Origin of the sequence: Siphonobacter sp. SORGH_AS_0500 (genome assembly GCF_002838835.1) — a bacterium.
In the GTDB taxonomy this organism is placed as follows: domain Bacteria; phylum Bacteroidota; class Bacteroidia; order Cytophagales; family Spirosomataceae; genus Siphonobacter.
Window position 1 is genome coordinate 70,596 of record NZ_NHPP01000017.1, and the last position, 20,095, is coordinate 90,690.

The 20,095-nt window shown below is 45.7% G+C and carries 19 protein-coding genes and 1 pseudogene; 13 read left to right on the forward strand and 7 right to left on the reverse strand.

From position 1 onward, the window contains the following. Positions 1 to 23: 23 nt before the first annotated feature. Genes BWI96_RS22990 through BWI96_RS17630 form a run of 3 tightly spaced genes read right to left on the reverse strand, consistent with a single transcriptional unit; the run spans position 24 to position 2,113 of the window. Positions 24 to 632, reverse strand: a complete 609-nt coding sequence (locus BWI96_RS22990) for an aminotransferase class I/II-fold pyridoxal phosphate-dependent enzyme (protein WP_157830418.1) — start codon at positions 630 to 632, stop codon at positions 24 to 26. Then, positions 557 to 1,096 (reverse strand): aminotransferase class I/II-fold pyridoxal phosphate-dependent enzyme, encoded by a 540-nt coding sequence (locus tag BWI96_RS22995; protein WP_157830419.1) that lies wholly within the window; start codon positions 1,094 to 1,096, stop codon positions 557 to 559. The genes BWI96_RS22990 and BWI96_RS22995 overlap by 76 nt, the downstream gene beginning before the upstream one ends. Then, on the reverse strand, positions 1,097 to 2,113 hold the full coding sequence (locus tag BWI96_RS17630) for a dipeptide epimerase (RefSeq protein WP_106637846.1): 1,017 nt from the start codon (positions 2,111 to 2,113) through the stop codon (positions 1,097 to 1,099). A gap of 336 nt (positions 2,114 to 2,449) precedes the next feature. Here BWI96_RS17630 and BWI96_RS17635 point away from each other — a divergent pair, with 336 nt between their 5' ends. Next, positions 2,450 to 3,418 (forward strand): endonuclease/exonuclease/phosphatase family protein, encoded by a 969-nt coding sequence (locus tag BWI96_RS17635; protein WP_157830420.1) that lies wholly within the window; start codon positions 2,450 to 2,452, stop codon positions 3,416 to 3,418. Positions 3,419 to 3,467: 49 nt separating this feature from the next. Here BWI96_RS17635 and BWI96_RS17640 read toward each other — a convergent pair whose 3' ends face one another. From BWI96_RS17640 to BWI96_RS17650, 4 genes are all read right to left on the reverse strand, one after another. Then, positions 3,468 to 4,181, reverse strand: a complete 714-nt coding sequence (locus BWI96_RS17640) for a hypothetical protein (protein WP_106637848.1) — start codon at positions 4,179 to 4,181, stop codon at positions 3,468 to 3,470. 519 nt (positions 4,182 to 4,700) lie between these two features. Then, complete coding sequence (locus BWI96_RS17645) at positions 4,701 to 5,570, reverse strand: AGE family epimerase/isomerase (protein ID WP_255400709.1); 870 nt, start codon at positions 5,568 to 5,570, stop codon at positions 4,701 to 4,703. Next, positions 5,567 to 5,890 (reverse strand): AGE family epimerase/isomerase, encoded by a 324-nt coding sequence (locus tag BWI96_RS23000; RefSeq protein ID WP_255400710.1) that lies wholly within the window; start codon positions 5,888 to 5,890, stop codon positions 5,567 to 5,569. The genes BWI96_RS17645 and BWI96_RS23000 overlap by 4 nt, the downstream gene beginning before the upstream one ends. 25 nt (positions 5,891 to 5,915) lie before the next feature. Beyond that, on the reverse strand, positions 5,916 to 7,106 hold the full coding sequence (locus tag BWI96_RS17650) for a molybdopterin molybdotransferase MoeA (RefSeq protein ID WP_106637849.1): 1,191 nt from the start codon (positions 7,104 to 7,106) through the stop codon (positions 5,916 to 5,918). A 202-nt stretch (positions 7,107 to 7,308) separates the two neighbouring features. On the opposite strand from BWI96_RS17650, the gene BWI96_RS17655 reads away from it, so the two are divergent. The 12 genes and pseudogenes from BWI96_RS17655 (at position 7,309) to BWI96_RS17710 (ending at position 19,960) form a co-directional block, all read left to right on the forward strand. Continuing rightward, positions 7,309 to 9,522 (forward strand): S9 family peptidase, encoded by a 2,214-nt coding sequence (locus tag BWI96_RS17655; protein ID WP_106637850.1) that lies wholly within the window; start codon positions 7,309 to 7,311, stop codon positions 9,520 to 9,522. A gap of 88 nt (positions 9,523 to 9,610) precedes the next feature. Next, complete coding sequence (locus BWI96_RS17660) at positions 9,611 to 10,177, forward strand: O-methyltransferase (protein WP_106637851.1); 567 nt, start codon at positions 9,611 to 9,613, stop codon at positions 10,175 to 10,177. Between the two features lie 93 nt (positions 10,178 to 10,270). Then, complete coding sequence (gene moaC / locus BWI96_RS17665) at positions 10,271 to 10,741, forward strand: cyclic pyranopterin monophosphate synthase MoaC (RefSeq protein ID WP_106637852.1); 471 nt, start codon at positions 10,271 to 10,273, stop codon at positions 10,739 to 10,741. Positions 10,742 to 10,976: 235 nt separating this feature from the next. Continuing rightward, the gene (locus BWI96_RS17670) at positions 10,977 to 11,549 is read left to right on the forward strand and encodes an NTP transferase domain-containing protein (protein ID WP_106637853.1); all 573 of its coding nucleotides are present in this window, start codon (positions 10,977 to 10,979) and stop codon (positions 11,547 to 11,549) included. A gap of 49 nt (positions 11,550 to 11,598) precedes the next feature. After that, positions 11,599 to 12,741: a mechanosensitive ion channel family protein gene (locus tag BWI96_RS17675; protein WP_106637854.1), complete on the forward strand. Its 1,143-nt coding sequence runs from the start codon at positions 11,599 to 11,601 to the stop codon at positions 12,739 to 12,741. 230 nt (positions 12,742 to 12,971) lie between these two features. Then, on the forward strand, positions 12,972 to 14,810 hold the full coding sequence (gene rho, locus BWI96_RS17680) for a transcription termination factor Rho (RefSeq protein ID WP_106637855.1): 1,839 nt from the start codon (positions 12,972 to 12,974) through the stop codon (positions 14,808 to 14,810). Between the two features lie 307 nt (positions 14,811 to 15,117). Continuing rightward, complete coding sequence (locus BWI96_RS17685; protein WP_106637856.1) at positions 15,118 to 16,113, forward strand: OmpA family protein; 996 nt, start codon at positions 15,118 to 15,120, stop codon at positions 16,111 to 16,113. A gap of 27 nt (positions 16,114 to 16,140) precedes the next feature. Then, positions 16,141 to 16,692 carry a helix-hairpin-helix domain-containing protein gene (locus BWI96_RS17690; RefSeq protein WP_106637857.1) on the forward strand — a complete coding sequence of 184 codons (552 nt, stop codon included), beginning with the start codon at positions 16,141 to 16,143 and terminating at the stop codon, positions 16,690 to 16,692. 49 nt (positions 16,693 to 16,741) lie between these two features. Then, positions 16,742 to 17,338, forward strand: a complete 597-nt coding sequence (locus BWI96_RS17695; RefSeq protein ID WP_106637858.1) for a hypothetical protein — start codon at positions 16,742 to 16,744, stop codon at positions 17,336 to 17,338. Between the two features lie 99 nt (positions 17,339 to 17,437). After that, positions 17,438 to 18,504, forward strand: a pseudogene (locus BWI96_RS17700) (M20/M25/M40 family metallo-hydrolase). A gap of 146 nt (positions 18,505 to 18,650) precedes the next feature. After that, positions 18,651 to 19,235: a DUF502 domain-containing protein gene (locus BWI96_RS17705; protein ID WP_106637859.1), complete on the forward strand. Its 585-nt coding sequence runs from the start codon at positions 18,651 to 18,653 to the stop codon at positions 19,233 to 19,235. A 134-nt stretch (positions 19,236 to 19,369) separates the two neighbouring features. Continuing rightward, positions 19,370 to 19,960: a hypothetical protein gene (locus BWI96_RS17710; protein WP_157830421.1), complete on the forward strand. Its 591-nt coding sequence runs from the start codon at positions 19,370 to 19,372 to the stop codon at positions 19,958 to 19,960. The last annotated feature ends 135 nt before the right edge of the window (positions 19,961 to 20,095 follow it).

The window sequence follows — 20,095 nt, forward strand, 5'->3', positions numbered from 1 at the left end:
CGTAAATTTAAAGATAATGCCATCTATGAGTTCTGGGCAAACTGCCGACAAGCCTGAGCAATGTGCCTGAGGTCTTCGAGCGTGTGTAAAGGGGTAATAACCAGTCGGGTAATAGCCGGATCGTTGGGGCCGGGGTAGGGGAAACAAGCCGTTAATATTCCCTGGTGCCGTAAATACTCGTGTAATCCCGGACGATCTGTCGTGAAGGCTGGATACTTTTCGATCCAGTGAAACAGATGAATGGCTTCCCCTAATGCTTCCACGAATTGTTCAACCCGCAATAGGAGCTTTTGATGGGCTGACTGATAATCGGGTAGTGCCTGGGTTAAGGCCCACAAGTACGCCGGATTCGCCGGACTGGCTCCGCTAAACATGGAAAACTGACGCATGGAATTCAGGATGGCCTGAGAACCCATAATGAGTCCCGCTGGCACACTCATGGCTTTATTGAGCGAAGCCGTGATAAGTAACTCAAGGCTCGCTGGAGGGTTGATTAACTCATGAATGCCTTTTCCGTTGGCTCCCAAAACGCCCAGTCCGTGCGAGTCGTCAATAACTACGGTGATTTTCTTCGAGGGGGGTAACCGATGCAGCCAGTCAAAAGGAACGGCAGCAGTATGGGGAGAACCCACGGAATCGGTAACGACCACGATTCTTCCGAAGCCGTTGCCTCCAATCGTCTGGGAAGCTCGGCAAACCAGTTTTCGTAATCTTCGACAGCGGGCGTAAACCCTTCCAGTCTCAGGGCAGGGTGAACGTTAGGGGCATAGAAAATGGGAACCTGAGGGTTTTGAAAAACCAGCCATTTGAGTGCCAATTGTCCCGCCAGCATACCCGATGAAACGGTTAAGGTATCCGCCACGCCAAACCATTGAGCCAGAGCAGCTTCCGCCTCTTCGTATATCGATAATCGGAGGGTATTACTTCGCGAACTACCCCAATTAATACCCACCTGCTGCATGCCCTCCATTACCCGCTGAATGAATACTGGATTTTTACTCATGCCCAGGTACGAAGTCCCGCTGCACCAGAGGTATTCTTTCTGATCAATAACCAGGGTTCGATCTGGAATACATGAAGTGTAAAACGTTGACATTTAGCTTAATAACTTGGCTCCGGTTCCGTTTTCTTCGGCGTAAATTACTTTTCCGTAGTCGATGGTAACACCGCTGGAAATGTGGTCTTCTACCAGTAAAATACCGTCCATATCCACGTAATCGAGCAGCGGTAATAACTGAGCGATGGCTGAACAGCCAATGTTGGATTCGGTCATGCAGCCCACCATAACTTTCAGACCCAGCTTACGGGCGTGGGCAATCATCCGACGAGCGGGGGTAAGGCCGCCGCATTTCATCAGCTTGATGTTAATTCCGTGAAAGAAGCCATAACAACGGGCCACGTCGGCTTCTACGATGCAGCTTTCATCCGCGATGAGAGGTAATGCCGACTCCGCGTAGACTTTCTTCATGCCTTCCCAATTGGTGGCCTTCATGGGCTGTTCGATGAATTCAACTCCAAGTTCTTTTAGAGCTATGGAATTCTGGATGGTTTCTTCTACATCCCAGGCCGTGTTGGCATCAACCCGGAAAACGGCATCGGTATGTTTTCGTAATTCCTGGATAATTTGAATGTCTTGTTTCGTGCCTAGTTTAATCTTATACAAAGGAAAAGGCATTTCCTTCATTTTTTCGACCATTTTTTCAAGGGTGTCCATGCCAATGGTATAATCCGTAATTGGATTCTTGGAAGGCTCCAGTCCCCAGACTTCGTACAATTTTTTACCCGCTTTTTTGGCGTATAAATCATTATAAGCTACGTCCAGAGCACATAAGGCAAAGGGATGTTCATCGCGTAAGTGCGGCTCAATGAATTCGTAAAATTCCTCGGGAGTACCGCCCGGATACTGTTCAATGCGTGAGCGAACAGCTTCGAGCTGGGCAATCATGGTGTGCATATACACACCGTAATAAGTAGTTTCGGTGGCTTCGCCATACCCAGAAAATTCGCCGTCCTGAAGCTCAACGATGAGCGTAGGTTGTTCATTACGAGATTCGTGCGTGATGGTAAACGTGTGCCGCAACTGAAGAATATGGGAGTGAAGGAGAAGTTTCAAGGGACAATGAAATGATAAACGGTTCAATAATGAAGAAGGCAGATACGGTCCTAAAAAAAGAGAGGTACCCAATGATCACTAATCAAAGAAAATCAAAAAGCTCTGCCGATTAACAAAATTGTGTAATTTTATGAAAAATGGGCTATTTATTTTGTGATTCATTAGATTATTCTGTTTTTCTTTGGAACAAATCCGTTTATAGAAATGCTTCAAATGTAAACCCTATGACAAAGTCTCTGGTATTCATCGCTCCCACTAGGTTTGCTTGAAAATCATCCCGTAAATTTATCTGCCGTTTCAATTAGTACCGAACGAAATATAATCCTTTCTTTCCCTGTGAAAACTGAAGAAATTTCAGCTCCTGTAAAAAACGATAAAGCTGAGCGTAACTTTAATTTCTGGCAGTCGACCGTTGCTTTCATGACTTATGCTTTACTTCTGGTTTGCATACTCGGGCGATTCGGGACGTATTTTTTCTTCTTTGAGTTATTTAGCCACTTTGCCGTACAGTGCCTAGGTGTGTCGGTATTTCTACTGATTTACTGGATACTCTTCCGAAATCGGCTGTACGTAATTGCCTTGTTTAGCGTCATTCTAAATGCCTGGCAGGTGTTTCCCTGGTTACAGAGAACGGACACAAGCGGAACTGCTGATTTACGCATCATGCACACTAATGTGCTGTTTACGAATACTAATTACGAAGCCATCGTCAGGGGTATTGCTAAAGAGAAGGCGGATATTGTGTTAATCGCTGAAGCTACGCCTCCCATTTTTCAGCATTTCAGGAAGAGCCTCGGAGCCGAATATCCCTACCAATACATGGTTTACACGAAGTCACATTGTTACAATGTGATTGGCAGTCGCTTTCCCATTGAAGTAGACCACGCAGCTGTTACTGCCAATCGCATGATGCATGTTTACGCCAATGTAAAGGGCAAAAAAGTGGCTCTGATTTCGGTACACCCGAAAACGCCCCTGAGCTCGCTCTGGTTTAAACTTCGAAATGAGCGAATTTCCAAAGCCTTTGCCCTGGCTGCTCAGGAGAAAGTTCCGGCTATTCTGGCGGGAGATTTTAACGTCAGCGTTTTTTCGCCGGTGTATCAATCGCTGGTGAACGAATCAGGACTACACGCTTCCAGAAAAGGTATTGGACTTTTCCCTACGTACCGAAATGGCTATGGCCCACTAATGATTCCGATTGACCATGTGTTGACGAATAAAGGCTTCAAAACGGTAGGTTTTCACACCGCCGATATTGAAGATTCAGACCATAAAGCCATTATCGTCGATCTGAAATTCCAGTAAAAAAGCCCTGAATATTCAGGGCTTAGAATTTATGGGATTAAGCGGAAGTTTAGTTGGTAGCTGGCGTGAAGCGAGTTTGAATGCGTTTGTAATACAAATTCGTCAGTCCTTCATAGCCAGAATCGGTCCCAACGACCACATAAATATTTCCGTCGGCGTTGGAGGTAACCTGTAACTTTTGATTTTCGTTACTGCGAGTAATAAACTTGTACGTACTGTCCTGCGTGCCGTTTGAGATATCTCCTAATACCATCAAATCCTTACCGCCCTGGGCCTGATTGCCCTTGTCCAGATTAAACGTATAAAAATCTCCCACTAGCGTTACCGCCGGAGCCACGCCTGAAGCTCCGGCTTTCAGATAGACGGAATGGGCGGGCGACCCTCCAATTCCAACGCTTTTATCCGGTGCGTTTGAGGCTAGTTCCACCACAAACTCAACGTTAAACTTGGTGTTGGGAGCTAAGCCAGAAACTTTTTGGGTCAGATACATGAATATGTCATCGCTTCGATTAATTGATTGGAGACGAAATCCCTGTTTGGTAGTATCTAGTGGAGCAGGAAGTTTTGATAAACCTTTTCTAAAACTGAAAATGGCCGTATCGGTGGCGGTTGAATAGTCCGAAAAACCAGCCGACCAATTTGGACTTCCTCCCATACTAAAGTCAGTGGCGGTGAGAAAAAAGGGTTCTGAAAAATTTTTGTTACAACTGATAACTCCGGTGGAAAGGAGAATCAGGCAAATCCATTTTGACAGTTGTTTCATGGTTTGTTTGTTAAATCAAATGAGTTCTGTTTCACACTGAACCAGTGGCAGACGCAAACGGTCTGAGAAAGCTTTCTGAATTTAAGACCCTGGTTACTGATTAAAAGTTGTAACGTAGTAATTATTTATTAAGTATTTATAGGGTAAATTATTGAATTTGAATATCTTATGATTGGTGAAAATAGTTAGTTACCCCGCCGCTCGACTCTAGCCAAGCGACGCTGTAGTATGGTAGGCTTCTGTCCGATGTTCGCAAGCTTGGTCTTGTTTGGGAAAGCTGTTTTGTAACTAGCTAGGGGTTTGCACTCTACGGGCCAGAGGCCTGGAGCTAGGTAGTCACTCGGCTAGAGCCAAGCGACTGCGGAAGATTAACTTGCAGCCAGAAAGTGTTACTCAATCCTATAGTAGGGTCCTTCGTTTCGCTCTGGATGACAGGAGGGAAGAAGAGGGTGTTATTGCTACCAATGTAGCCCGACCAACTTTTTGCTGGCAGCTCTGTTAGGAATTGGAGAAGTAGAGTTATTTCTTAACCTGCATGCGATGCCAAATTTCGTAACACGCCCGGCTGTTGTGGTAAGGGCATTTCCAGGCATTAACCTTATCAGCCTTTCGGGAGGGCTGATGATGGGCATCCGTTTTCTCGAACCATTCGCCATCGTTATAGTCAATCAAATGCTCTTTGATGAAAGCCCAACTTTGCTGCGATTTTTCCAGAAAATGTTGCTTACCCGAAAGTTGATAGGCGTTGAAGTAACCCACCATTTGTTCACTTAATACCCACCAGCTTCGATCTTCGTTTTTATGTCCCGAGGTCGGATCGAATTCGTAAGTCAAGGCTCCGTCTGGGTTTAAGCCTTCTAGGGTAGCGGTAACCATTTTCAGACTTAACTCTTTTACTTTTGCTAGTAACCCCTTTTCATTTAATACTTCGGCTGTTTCGTAGAGTAACCAGGACGCTTCAACGTCGTGTCCGTAGGAAATTTCGGTGGACTTTACCTGCCAGTCTTCCGTGAAAAACAGCCGCATGTGATAACTTTCAGGATTAATGATATGACCCATAAAGTCATTTTCCAGCATGGAGCGAACGTGTTTTTTCAATTCAGGATCGGGCCATACGCGGTATAAATTTGTGAAGGGTTCAATCAAATGCAGGTGCGTATTCATCGATTTTCGCTCTTCACCCTTACTCAAAATATAATCCTCCGTTTGCGACCAATCTTCATTAAAAGCTTCAATAAAACCGCCTTGTTTCGGATCGTAGGCCTTTTCAATCAGCGTTTGGAACAACTGTTTCGCATCATCCAGGACTTGAGGTATTTTCGTAGCCCGGTAATATTCGCTCAGTCCGTACAAAGCAAAGCCCTGACCGTATAACTGTTTCTTGGTCACAGAAGGCTACCGTCCGTTTTCACCGACCAATACACGCCGCCATTCTTTTTATCCCAGAAGTAGGTTTTTATAAACTGATACGCCCGATCAGCCAGCGTTCGATAGTCCGGTTTTCGGGTAACCCGATACGCTAGCGAGAATGCCCAGAGAATGCGGGCATTCAGAACAATCGCCTTATCTGCCTTTGAATCAGGTTGATTGTCTGCGTCTATCCGACCATAAAAGCCTCCGCGTGGATCGACGGTATGCGTTTCCCAGTATTGAAAAATGCGTAGAAATTCCTGATAAACTTCCTGTTGCAGGGCCGGTAACGAAAGCATAACTCAACTACGTTTAAAAAATCAGTTAACGAAAAGAGAGGTATGAAAAGACTTCGCCAGCTGTAAATTCTGAACGATCTGCGGGTAATTCCAGAAACCCGGTACACGCCAATAAATTCGCGAAATCACCTGACCCTGACCCTTTGAGTGGGGTCGCCATCAATCGACCTTCTTCGTTAAAAGAAGCGGCAACGGTTAGAAAATACGTCAGCTCGGGTTTGAAAATGATCTTTTCTGAAAGAACGGCTTTCATTGGTGCGAGCGTGCCCTGCAACAAATACGGTCGAACGTATTTCAGAAAACAGGCAAAGGTAGAAACGGGATTGCCGGGCAAAGCGAAAACGGCGTTTTGTCCTGCTCTAACTCCAAACCAGACGGGTTTACCGGGCCGCTGAGCTACTTTATGAAATTGTTTCTGAATCCCTAATTTCTCCAGCGTAGCGGGTACAAAATCCTTTTTACCGGCTGAAACGCCACCCGTCAGAATCAGAATTTCAAAGTTCTGTATTAATTCCGTTAACTTCTTTTCCAGTGATTCAGGATGATCGGGGAGGTGAAATAACTCACTGGCAAAACCCATTTCCTGCAAAGCCGCCGCCAGTTGATACCCACTGGATTTACGAATTTGATGGGGGAGAGGAGTTACCTGAATATCAACCAACTCGTCGCCCGTTGAAATAATAGCTACGCGTGGTTTTTTCTGAACCAATACCTGCGACTTACCCACGGAAGCCAGAATGCCAATCTCAGAAGAACCCAAGCGAATGCCAGCCTGTAATAACACTTCACCCGCCCGACGGTCGCTTCCCTGGTGATGTACGTTTTGCTGCGGATTGACGTTTGTATTCAGAGCCGCAAATCGTTTATCTCCGTACTCTGAAAATGTTAAGTCTTCGTAACGAATGACCGTATTTGTATTCGATGGAAGAACCGCTCCCGTCATGACCTCGAGGGCTGAACCCCGTGAAGTGATCGTTTTAGGCGACTCTCCGGCGTATTGCGTTCCTTCAATTCGGAATAATCCTTCGGTAATGGGCGTATCAATCGAAACGGCGATACCATCCATTGTTACCCGATGGAAAGGAGGGAAATCACGGTCAGCCGTTATCGCTTCGGCCAGAATTCGGCGGTTGGCTAGCGGTAGAGGAATCGTTTCAGTACCCCAATCGATTTGATGGGCAGTGATGATCTGGGAGGCTTCTTCAACAGAAATCATAAGCAAAGGCGTAAAAAAAGGAATATCAAAGATGGCAGAGTAGACTTATTCAAGCAATGCTTCCGGCCCGAATGCTTTTAAATATTGAATTTCTTGGCTCTATTTGTAAGTTAGGTAGCCTCGGAAAGGTTTACATTTGAAGGTACTTTCTGTAAAAAGCCCCAAACTCCCATCTCAATAAGCTTAAGACTAACCAGTTTTTATGAGAAAACCATTTTCCCTCATTGCATTACTTGTTTTTATAAGTACGGTCTGTGCCATTGCTCAGCCCTCTGCTGAACCGTATGGCCCCCAAGCTTTGACTATTCTGGATGCCCGTAAGTTTCACTGGTCGCCCGATGGAAATGCTTACCTGAATTTTCAGGGAGGCGAGTTAGTTCAGACGGACGTTAAAACCGGAGCGAAAACTACGCTGGTAACAAAACAGCAATTAACTCCTGCTGGAGCGAGTGAGCCTCTGCGAGTGCAGGCCTTTGATTACTTGCCTACGCTTAAAAAATTATTGATCTACACCAATGGCAAGCGGGTGTGGCGTTATGCTACCCGTGGTGATTATTACCTGCTGGACATGGCGGGTAACTCCCTTAAGAAGCTGGGACAGTCGCTGCCCGAAAGCTCTCTGATGTTTGCGAAAGTTTCGCCCGATGGTTCTCAGGTGGCCTATGTTTCCAAGCATAACCTTTATGTAGAGGATTTAAAGTCAGGAGCGATTAAGCCTTTGACGACTGACGGAACAGATCGGTTGATTAACGGGACGTTTGACTGGGTTTATGAAGAAGAACTGGATTGTCGCGACGGATTTCGCTGGTCGCCCGATAGCAAGCGAATTGCCTTCTGGACGGTAGATGCCCGTAAGATTCGTAATTTCCTGATGATGAATAATACGGACTCTACGTATTCTTTTAACGTTCCCGTAGAATATCCTAAAGCAGGAGAGAAGCCTTCTCCGACGTTTGTCAAAACGGTTGAAGTGGCAACGGGTAAGATTACACCCATCCAGATTCCCGGCGAGCCGGATAACAACCTGTTACCCCGCATGGAGTGGATTCCTGGAAGTTCGGAGTTATTAATCCAGCAACTCAATCGTCGTCAGCAGGAGAGTACCTTATACGTAGCGGACGGAACCACTGGAGCGGCGAAAGTGATTAATAAAGAAACCGACGATGCCTGGGTAGATGTTCGGAGTAACTGGTCAGAAAGTGAAGTGACGAACTGGCACTGGCTCGCGGGTAACAAAGAGTTTTTATACCTGAGCGAAAAAGGCGGCTGGCGTCAGTTATATAAAGTGACGAAAGAGGGTAAAGAAACGTTGCTTTCAAAAGAACCTTATGACATTATTAATGTCTATGCAGTCGATGAAAAAAATGGGTATGTGTACTTTGCTGCTTCCCCTACGAATGCAACTCAGCAATATTTATACCGTCTGAAACTGAATGGAAAAGGAAATGCGGAACGCTTAACGCCAGCAAAATACGCAGGGACGAACGATTACGAGATCTCTCCGAACGGTTTATGGGCTAGTCATTCGTTTTCTTCGGCAAATATTCAGCCTACTGGGGGTTTTATCTCCCTGCCTACGCATAAGCCAGCCGATGGGAAAACTGAGCCTGAGTTGAAAGCGGGTCGAATGAAAGTAGAATTTTTCCAGGTAAAAACATCCGAAGGAACCGTTATGGATGGCTGGATGGTGAAACCTGCCAACTTCGATTCTACGAAGAAATATCCCGTTGTCTTTTACGTGTATGGCGAACCCGCTTCGGCGACGGTAGTCGATCGTTTTGGCTCGGGTTACAATCGTCTGTTCCAGGGAAATATGGCCGATCAGGGCTACATCTATATTTCGCTGGATAACCGCGGAACTCCTGCTCCGAAAGGTCGGGCTTGGCGGAAAGCGATTTACCGTAACAACGGAATCGTGAACACCAAAGACCAGGGACTGGCTACGCAGGAAATTGTAAAATGGCCATTTATCGATAAAAATCGCGTAGCCATTTGGGGCTGGAGCGGCGGTGGCATGTCTACGTTAAATGCTCTCATGCAGTATCCTGATTTGTACCAGACGGGCATTGCTATTGCGGCTATTTCGGATCTGCACTTGTATGATAACATCTACGAAGAGCGGTACATGGGTATTCCTTCGGAAGCTCAGGCTGATTATGCCAAGGGATCACCGATCAGTCACGTTAAAAACCTGAAAGGAAACCTGTTGTACATCCACGGAACGGGTGACGATAACGTGCATTACCAAAACGCGGAAGTGCTGATTAACCATTTGATCAAGGCAGGTAAGTTGTTTAGTCTGATGATTTATCCGAATCGCAGTCACAGCATCTCCGAAGGTGAAGGAACGTCTCAGCACTTGTCAAAAACCTATACGGACTTCTTGCTGAAGAACTGCCCTCCGGGAGCAAAATAAGCGTATTGCATTCTACCAGGAATCGCTTAGATTTGGCAACGCTTCGGCGTTGCCATTTTTATTTCTTACCTTCTTAAGCCGCAATGCAATGAGTACGAGTGAACCTTTTGCTTATGAAGCAATCTTGAAAGATACCCAGGACTCTGGCTTTACGATGGCCTCTGAGCCACTGACGGGTTCTTTGCTTCGGACGCTGGCTGCCACCAAACCCGGTGGAAAATTTCTGGAATTAGGTACGGGTACGGGATTATCTACCAGTTGGATTCTCGCCGGAATGGATGCGGCATCGACATTGATTTCGGTTGATAATGATCCTAAATTTCTGGAGATTGCGGAACGTCACCTTCACAGTGATGAGCGACTTACACTGGTACGAGCCGATGCGGGAGGATGGCTGGAAGCGAATGCGGAGGAGTCATTCGACTATATCTTTGCGGATACCTGGCACGGGAAATACCTGTTACTGGACGAAACACTGGCTCTATTGAAACCGGGTGGTTTATACATCATCGATGACTTATTACCGCAACCCAACTGGCCCGAAGGACACGATATCAAGGCACATTTATTAAAAGAACGCCTCCTTTCAGAACCCCAACTCTGGATTACCCAACAAGATTGGGCCACGGGTATTATGATTGGGGTGAAAAAATAAGGGAGTTTTGAGTTTAGAGTTGTTGGTTTTGAGTTATTGAAACATTAACATTTTAACAACTCTAAACTCAAAACCAACAAACTCAAAACTAGCATGCCTCTTTCTCATATAGACGAAAATGCGAACCCTACGATGGTGGATGTGGGGGACAAGCTGATTACCCGCCGGACGGCTACGGCCCGGAGTCTGGTTTTATTACCCCCAGCCGTGCTGGAAGCTTTGCAGGATGGTGAAATTAAAACCAAGAAAGGCCCTGTGTTTCATACCGCCATCATTGCCGGAACGATGGGGGCGAAGAAGACTTCGGAACTAATCCCCTTCTGTCATCCGCTGGGACTGGATTCCTGTAAGTTCAAAATTGAAGTCATGGGTAATCAGGTGCAAATTGATTGTACCTGTGCTCTGGAAGCCAAAACCGGGGTAGAAATGGAAGCCCTGACGGGAGCCTCTATCGCCGCTCTGACGATTTATGACATGTGCAAAGCTTTATCTCACGATATCGTTATTCAAGAAACCCGGTTACTCACCAAAACAGGCGGAAAATCTGATTTTCAATCAAAATAGATTGTTTGAGGAGGTTTGAATGGTTTTGAAATCGTTTGATTTTCTGAAAAACCATAGCCCTGGAGGGGTTCAATACGAATAGCCCCGGATGTATCGGTTCGTTGTCATATCCTATATGTTACTCTTCCCCGGATTACATCCGGGGCTACCCATATTAAACCCCGCTGGGGTTATTAAAAGCTGGGTTTATTAAAAAACGATCAAACCTTCTCAAATTAACCCAAGTCAAAGTGAAATGAAGCAATTACCACCGCTTTGGGGATTGGTGCTGGCTGGGGGGCAAAGTTCCCGCATGGGGCAGGACAAGGCCTGGTTGAGTTACCACGACATGCCTCAGTGGCAGTACGTACAGAAGCTGTTACAAAAGGTTTGTGAGCGGGTATATCTTTCCATGAATCCTTCTCAACCATCCGTTTCGGGCGAGTTAGTAATCACCGATCAATACGCGGAGCAGGGGCCAATGGGCGGGTTAATGTCCGCCATAGGAACCAATTCTGAAGTGGCCTGGTTAGTAATGGCGGTAGATATGCCTGTCGTAACCGAAGAAACCTTACGTTTTTTGTCGACTCATCGGAACCCTGCATGTGCGGCAACGGTTTATAGAACTTCTGATAATCAGATAGAACCATTATTGGCCATTTATGAGCCGTCTAGTTTTTCATCGATTCATACTTTATTTGAAAAAAAAGCATTAAGCTTGCAGAAATTTCTAGGGACATCAGACGTTACTTTCCTGAGTCCGCCCAAGCCCTCAGAGTTAATCAGTATAGATACCCCCGAAGCCTACCGATACTGGAATAAGCATTAAGCTTTCTCTTCAGATTCTCCGCTAAGGTTTGCAATCCCATAGATTACGATTGGAACAGTTTCAGGAATTTTTAAACAAGTATCTTCCAGGAAACGACTGGCTCAATTTTTTAGGATTCTTTGTTATCCTTGCTACTGGAACGCTCTTTCGCCGTTTTATTGGCAAAAAGCTGAGTCAGATCACCTTCGGAATCGTTCGAAGGGTATCCCGGGAAAATGAAGTAACGGTTCAGGAGTTTGTTACTTTATTGGGGCGACCTCTGGAATATGTCTTTTTGCTGGTCATTGCTTTTTTTGCCTTTGATCTCATACATATCCCTACCCAGTGGGAGCTGGCTCATCCAACGGAATTTGGCCTTCGCCTTATTTTTCTCAGAGGATACAAAAGTTTACTCATTCTGGCCCTAACGTGGGTTCTGATTCGTTTTGTGAAGTTTCTGGCGATTGTTTTTACCCGTCGGGCAGAACGAACGGACACGAAAATGGATGATCAGCTGGTGCCTTTTCTAACAGACATCATCATTGCATTGATCGTCATTGTGGCGGGGCTGATTATAACGGGCAAGGTATTTAATATTGACGTCGCCACGTTAATCACCGGATTGGGAATTGGCGGTATCGCTATTGCTTTGGCGGCCCGCGAAACGCTGGAAAACCTGCTTGCGTCGTTTACCATTTTTATGGACGGCTCATTCGTAGTAGGAGACGCCGTACAGATCGGGACGATGACAGGCGATGTAGAAAAAATAGGTTTCCGCAGTACGCGTATACGTACGGTAGATGGCAGTCTGGTAACCGTACCCAATCGTCTGATTGTCTCACAGGTATTAGAAAACCTTACTCAGCGTGAATTCCGACGGGCCAAGTATACGATCCGGCTGGATTTAAGTACCTCTTCCGAACGGTTAAGAGCGGTAATTTCTGATATTCAGGACGCAATTGACGTTCATGAATTTACAAAAAACAAACCTGGTGTCATACGTTTTGATGCCTTCGGCGATCAGTCCTTCGACGTACTGATTATCTATTTTGTAGAAACCCGGGACATTCGCACGTTTAACCGAATCAAGGAAGAAATTAATTTCAAGATTATGCAAATCGTTTTAACCCATAAAGTTCGCTTTGCCAATCCTATCAGTACCGTTTATTTGAAAAACGATTTTATCAATAACTCTGGCGATAACTCGCTGTAACAAAAAAGTTTAGGTTGAGATATTGACAAAATGCTTTCGTCCGTTTTACCTTTGCAACTCATTCACCAATGCGACGCATCTCCAGACGCTGGTACGCTCTCCTTCCCCAATCGTTGTAGTAGCTTTTACCCTTCTGTGAATGAATCAAAAACAACTCAAGCATTTTTTCTATTTCACCCCACCATATTAATTTTCTATTCCGGCACGGCCGCGATTGATACGTTATTTTCATGTATACATCAGAAGAGCTGAGTTTGCGGCTGCTGTCAGAATTGAGGGCAATCGCAAGGGAGTTGAGTATATCTAATCCCACCCAATTGTCCAAATCTGATCTCATTGCTAAAATTCTAGAAAGACAGGTCGAACAGAAAAAGCCTGCCAGTACCACTCATATGCCAGCAGCCTCCGATAAACCCCGGGCTCGGCGTACGCGGAAAGTGGCCGAAGAACAGGAGGTAACTCCCGCTCCGGTAGCCCAGCCCGTCGTTGCTGAATCACCCGTCGTTGAAACTCCTGCGGCTCCGGTTGAACCCGTTTCAACTGAAAATCAGGATAATCGACACAAACGTACCCGCATTCGTCGCGGTAACTCAGACGAGAAAATCCCAGAAGCTTCTACTTCCACTCTGGAAGCTGCGGAAGAACAAAAAAATCAGCAAGATTCGGCTTTTGAGCCCATTGATGAAATGGAAATTCCGGCTGAATTAGCGAATGATTTTTCTTTAGACGAGGCGTATCAGGCCACTATGGAAGTAATGCCTGAGCCTCAGACGGCCGCCGTTCAGGCTCCTAATCCTGAAACGGGTGCACGTCCGAACAATCGGGAAAACCGTGAACCTCGCGACCGGGAAGGACGTACCGATGAAAATGGACAGCCTTTACAGCCCAATCCTCGCTCGCAGCAAATGCAGCAGCAGGTGAAGCGTAACTATAACCAGCACATTCGGGAGTTCGACGGATTAATTGAAAACGAAGGAGTTCTGGAAATTATGTCAGACGGAGGATACGGCTTTTTGCGTTCCGCTGATTATAACTACCTGGCTTCTCCCGATGATATTTATGTATCTCCTTCTCAGATTAAATTATTTGGTCTGAAAACGGGAGACACCGTTCGGGGAGCGATTCGTCCTCCCAAAGAAGGGGAGAAGTATTTTGCCCTGTTACGAGTGGAATCCGTTAACGGAAAAACCACCGAAGAGATTCGGGACCGTATTCCTTTTGAATACTTAACTCCCTTATTCCCAACGGAAAAATTAAATCTGTTTACCTCGGGTCGCGAAAATTCTACCCGTATCCTTGATCTGTTTGCTCCCATTGGGAAAGGTCAGCGGGGGATGATCGTAGCTCAGCCTAAAACGGGTAAAACGGTATTACTGAAAGAAATTGCCAACGCCATTGCCCGTAACCACCCCGAAGTGTTCCTGTTGATCCTGCTGATTGACGAACGCCCGGAAGAGGTAACGGATATGCAGCGAAGTGTAAAGGCGGAGGTCATCTCCTCTACGTTCGATGAGCAGGCCGATCGCCATGTGAAAGTATCGAGCATGGTATTGGAAAAAGCCAAACGTATGGTAGAATGCGGTCACGATGTCGTTATTCTGCTGGATTCTATTACTCGTCTGGCTCGTGCGTATAATACGGTCGTTCCATCTTCGGGTAAAATCCTTTCGGGTGGGGTAGACGCCAACGCTCTTCATAAACCCAAACGCTTCTTCGGTGCAGCTCGTAATGTGGAGAACGGAGGTTCATTAACTATTATCGCTACTGCTCTAATCGAAACGGGAAGCCGGATGGATGAGGTGATCTTTGAGGAATTCAAAGGTACGGGTAACATGGAACTTCAGTTGGATCGGAAACTCTCGAATCGTCGGATTTTCCCAGCTATCGATGTTCCTGCTTCCGGTACTCGTCGCGAGGATCTGCTTATGGATCCCGAAACGCTCAAACGAGTATGGATTTTACGCAAATATATGTCCGATATGAATTCCGTAGAATCAATGGAATTCCTGCTGGAAAAAATGCGGGGAACCCGTTCAAACGAAGAGTTCTTACTCTCAATGAATCGATAATACTAGCGTTTGAGTGTTTGATTTCGTTTAAGAAAAGTTTAAAGAGGTTTTAGTGATTAAAACATTTTCAAACCTTACGAAACGAAATCAAACGTTCAAATGTAGAAAAGAGCCTTACCTACAGGTGAGGCTCTTTTTTATAACCTTTTCGGGTAAGCCTGAGTTATTATTATAGGCATATTTAACAAATGGCTTCGTTAGTGAACAAACAGAAGTACATTTGTAAATGTCGACGAATTCTTAAGTGTTTTCGAACTAATCTTCCATTCGTTCGCTCAGAACTTTTCATTTTATCTAACGATTTGTTATGTCAACCGTCAAAACGCTGACTTGGTTAGTGCTAATCAGCTGGATTGCAGGAGGGGCTTATTGGCACGTTTGCCAGATTAAACAATTGTGTGATGGAAATCCAGAACCAGTAGTGGTAAGCGAAGAGGTTTCTTCTACTGAATTTGATATACCGGCCCTTGATATCCAAGACGCTAATTCTTTTCATGTAACTTCCATACACAATCTGGGTTTTGCTCGTTCAAGAGGTGGGGTTTCAACGGAGGCGGTTCAGCCTCAGTTACAATCGCTGGCGGTTTATCTGAAAGCTAATCCCAGGAAAACAGTGAAATTGGTTGGGTATTATGCCAGTGACGAGGAAAATAACACGGCCTTCCAATCCTTGGGATTAGCCCGGGCTGATGCGATTAAGCAATACTTTTTGAAGTTAGGAGTTCCTGATAAACAGGTATTGACCGAAGCCGAACAACGGGCCTTAGCCTTCAGTCCGGCGGACTCATCCTATGGAGCAGGCTTTGTCTTTTCGGGAACAGCTGAAGTGGCAGAAACGCTAACGGAAGAAAAGCTAACGGAAACGACTCCGCCGACCTCCACTGCTACTTCCTTCGAAGTTCCCAAAGGACAAACGGAAGAGGAACTAGCCGCTGCGGCTACGTATGAAAGCATTTTCCGGCCCATGGAGTTATATTTCCCGCTGAGTAGTAATCAATTCATTCGAACGAAAGATAACGAGACGTTTTTTAATGAAGTAAAGAAATACCTGAAACAGAACCCTAATAAACGCCTGATATTAACCGGGCATACGGACAGTGAAGGGCCAGATGACTCGAATTTGAGACTATCTAAAAGTCGGGCAGAGGCAGTGAAGCGACAGTTTGTCAGAAAGGGAATAAAACCTGATCAGATTATTACGATTGGAAAAGGAGAGACGCAGCCGCTGGCAGACAATACGTTACCCGCAGGCCGAAAGGCTAATCGTCGGGTAACGATGGCGATCGACGAACAGAAGATGTAACAGAATTTCTCGGAAATAAGTATTGATATGTACGAACATTTTAATCCCATGCATCTGGAAAGTGCCTGGTTACAACACCTGATTTTTCTGGGAGGAGCCGGCATTCTGGGGTATATCATTGGCTATCTGAACGGGAAGACGACCCTCAATAAGCTAAAGGCAAGTTTAAGTAATCTGGAGTTTCATCTGAATCAGTGCGAGCAGGGTTTGTACGTGCCGCCGCAGCCGAAAGCCATTCATCCGGCTACCCCTTTTGCCGAGCCCATCGTAGCTCCGCCCGCTGAAGAGGCAGCTCAGCCGATGGCGACTACTGTAATTCCGAATGAGGAAGACGACCTGAAAAAGATTGAAGGCATTGGTCCCAAAGTAGAGAAGCTATTGCATGAGGCGGGTATCAAAACTTTTGCTCAGCTAGCAGCGGCGGAACCTTCCCACGTGATGTCCATTTTGCGGGCTTCTGGCGGTTCCCGTTTCCAGGTTCAGGAGTCCAGTAGCTGGGCTAAACAGGCGAAACTGGCTCAGGAAGGAAAATGGGAACAGCTAAAAGCGTTACAGCAGGAGATAACCCAGAAGGGGTAATAAGGACGTAAGACTTGCATTGAAGAATGCTATTCAAGCTTAGAAAATCATGGTATTAATACAATCGTTAAGTCAAAACATACCCATTGCTGTGCTGGAAGCCGTTGCCATCATGACTTTGGTGGCGGGTATTGGCTGGATCTTAGGCCGCCGTTCCATGAATCATCAGATTGATACGATTCAAATGGAAATCGCTACCAAACAGGTGGAGCTGGAAATGTGTCGTCAGGGCAAACCGAAACCATTCAGACAGGACAAGACGACCAAGCCGTTCATGCCAGAGCCTTTTGCGGTGCCGCAACCCGACCCTGTCGTTCCTTCGGAACCCGAAGTAATCAAAGAACCGACCATCGAGATACCTCTGGATATTGCTACTTTTGAAGGCATTCCAGGACTTACTTCCGCCATTGCAGCTCCGGTTATTCTGGATGAACCCGATGATCTGAAGGTTATTGAGGGAATTGGTCCTAAAATTGAACAAATCCTGAATGTCAACGGAATTATTAGCTTCAAAAGTCTGGCCACTACCTCCGTTGACCACATCAGAGCGTTATTAAAAGCCGAAGGTCCCCGTTTCGAAAACCGGGACCCTTCTACCTGCCGGAGCAGGCTCAACTGGCTGCGGAAGGCCGCTGGGTGGAATTAAAAGAATGGCAGGATGAATTAAGTAAAGGGCAGCGGAGTTAATGAATAGCAGACTGTTGAAAAACAGTTAGGATGAACGTTTCATTTTTCAATTATCATTATGACTGAAAGTAGTAAAACCTTTCTCTATCAATACCTTAATAACCCATCGCCAACGGGTTTCGAAGCCTCAGGACAACGCATCTGGCTGGATTACATCAAACCTTACATTGACGAATACATCGTTGATACCTACGGTACGGTGGTGGGGGTAATCAACCCAGGCCAGCCTTACAAAGTAGTAATCGAAGCTCACTCCGATGAGATTTCCTGGTTTGTGAATTACATCTCAGACGATGGTTACATCTATGTTCGCCGCAACGGCGGTTCTGATGCGGTCATTGCTCCTTCCAAGCGGGTGAATATTCACACGAAAAAAGGAATCGTTAAAGGCATTTTTGGCTGGCCTGCCATTCACGTACGTGACCTGGCAAAGACACGGCCCCGAAAGTAACCGACCTGACGATTGATTGTGGGGCTACGAAAAAGGAACTGGAAGAAAAAGGCGTTCATGTGGGTTGCGTCATCACCTTTGAAGACGAGTTAACCGAATTAAATGATCGCTATTTTGTTGGTCGTGCTCTGGATAACCGCGTGGGCGGTTTTATGATTGCAGAAGTAGCTCGTTTGCTAAAAGAAAATCAGGTGACATTGCCCTATACCTTGTACGTAGTCAATGCCGTTCAGGAAGAAATTGGCCTACGTGGAGCTGAAATGATTGCCCGTCGTCTGAAAGCTGATGTGGCTATCTGTACGGATGTAACGCACGATACTACTTCGCCGCGATACGATAAAAAAGAGCAGGGCGATTTACGCTGCGGTGGCGGTCCGGTGTTATGCTATGGGCCAGCGGTGCAAAATAACCTGCTGGATTTTCTCATTGGTGTAGCCGAAGAAAAAGAGATTGCCTTCCAGCGTCAGGCGGTAAGCCGCTCGACGGGCACGGATACGGACTCGTTTGCTTATGCGGCCGAAGGAACTGCTTCTGCGTTAATTTCCCTTCCGCTGAAGTACATGCACACTACGGTTGAAACCGTGAGTAAGCAGGACGTTCAGGCCGTGATTACTCTGATGTATGAAACCCTGTTAAAGCTCGAAAGCGGTCAGGATTTTAGATATTTAAGCTAACACAGGCAACGAAATAAACAGTATAGGGGTCGTAAGTGGGAACGCTTACGACCTTTTTGCGTAAGTATGCTAAATAAGCATAGGAAATGAACTTTGCTTCAGGAATCCCGATTGTAGAATAGATTCCCCTTCATTCCATTACCCCCATGAAAAAGCGAATACTGAATCGATTTATTAACTACTTCATTCGAGGCCTTTTACTCATTGCTCCCCTGTTTTTTACGGGCTACATCCTGTATCAGGCTTTTCTGTATCTGGATGGATTAATTCCAGTGGGCATTGGTACGGGTAAAGAGCAGATTCGGCTTTGGGGAGTGGGAATGGTAATCGTTCTGGCTATTGTCTTTCTCGTTGGTTTTCTGGGATCTACCTTTATTCTTATACCTATTTTCAATGTTTTTGAGGAAATCATTGATCGTCTACCCCTGGTTCGAATTATTTATTCTTCCCTGAAAGATCTAACCTCAGCCTTTGTAGGCGATAAGAAGAAATTCAATCAACCCGTGTTGGTAAAGATGGATGCCCATTCGGAGTTATACCGGATTGGTTTTCTAACCCAGACAGATTTGACAGATTGGGAATTGCCCGGTTCGGTCGCGGTGTATTTTCCCCAGTCGTATGCATTTTCCGGCCATTTGTTTATTGTTCCGAAAGAAAATGTAAAGCCTGTGAATGTAAGTGCTACGGAAGTAATGAAGTTTATTGTCTCGGGTGGCGTTACTTTGCATTAATCTTTACGACAAATTTGGTGTCAATCGTAGGAATGATTTTGTTCAGGAAAAGCCCAAACCCTCTGGCTGAAAGCATACTTTTCCTCGAAACCAGACGTTTTTTGGGTTGCATGTTACTTTTGTTACTGAAAGCTATGAAATGGATTATACTCCTTCTGACCACCTTTTCTGCTACGGCTTTATGGGCTCAGAGTCCTTCTACGGAAGAATTATTACGGAAAGCGAACCCAAGTATGGGTCGGGCTTTAACGGCCCATCAATCGGTGAAATACATTGCCGTTGATTATCCCGGTGGGAGAAAGCGTTTTTTCGCGGGCGACGAGATTGTCTTCAAAGCCAAAGGGCAGAGTGGAAAAATCCGTGATAATATTTTTGCCGTTACCGACTCGACCGTCGTCTTCGCTGATTTTAGTGAAATTACCAATCAGAATGAATTCGTAGAGTACCGGCTCGATCAGATTCGTAAAGTTTATTTCATGAATGGAAGCGGGCTGGCGGTTCAGGCGGGTTATCTATTACCCATCGCCGGAGCTCTTTATTTTGTCATGGATTTCTTCAGTCCTGTCTGGAATCAGGAGTTTAAGGGAGCTCCTTTGCAGTTGAAAACCTCTACTGCCATCGTTTCGGGCGGTTTGTTCGGTTTGGGAGCTTTGTGTTTTAAATCCACTCATAAGGCCTTGAAAATCGGTAATCGCAATCGCTTAAGAATTCTAAAAACGATGTAGACCAGGATTAATGGGGGCTCTTGGTACGTCAATAAATTTAAATTTCGGCCAAAACTCAAAACGGTTATAAAGTAAAACCCCGGAAAAAGAATAATTTTGCGGCTGGTTGTTATTGCGTGCATATTATTCTTCTGT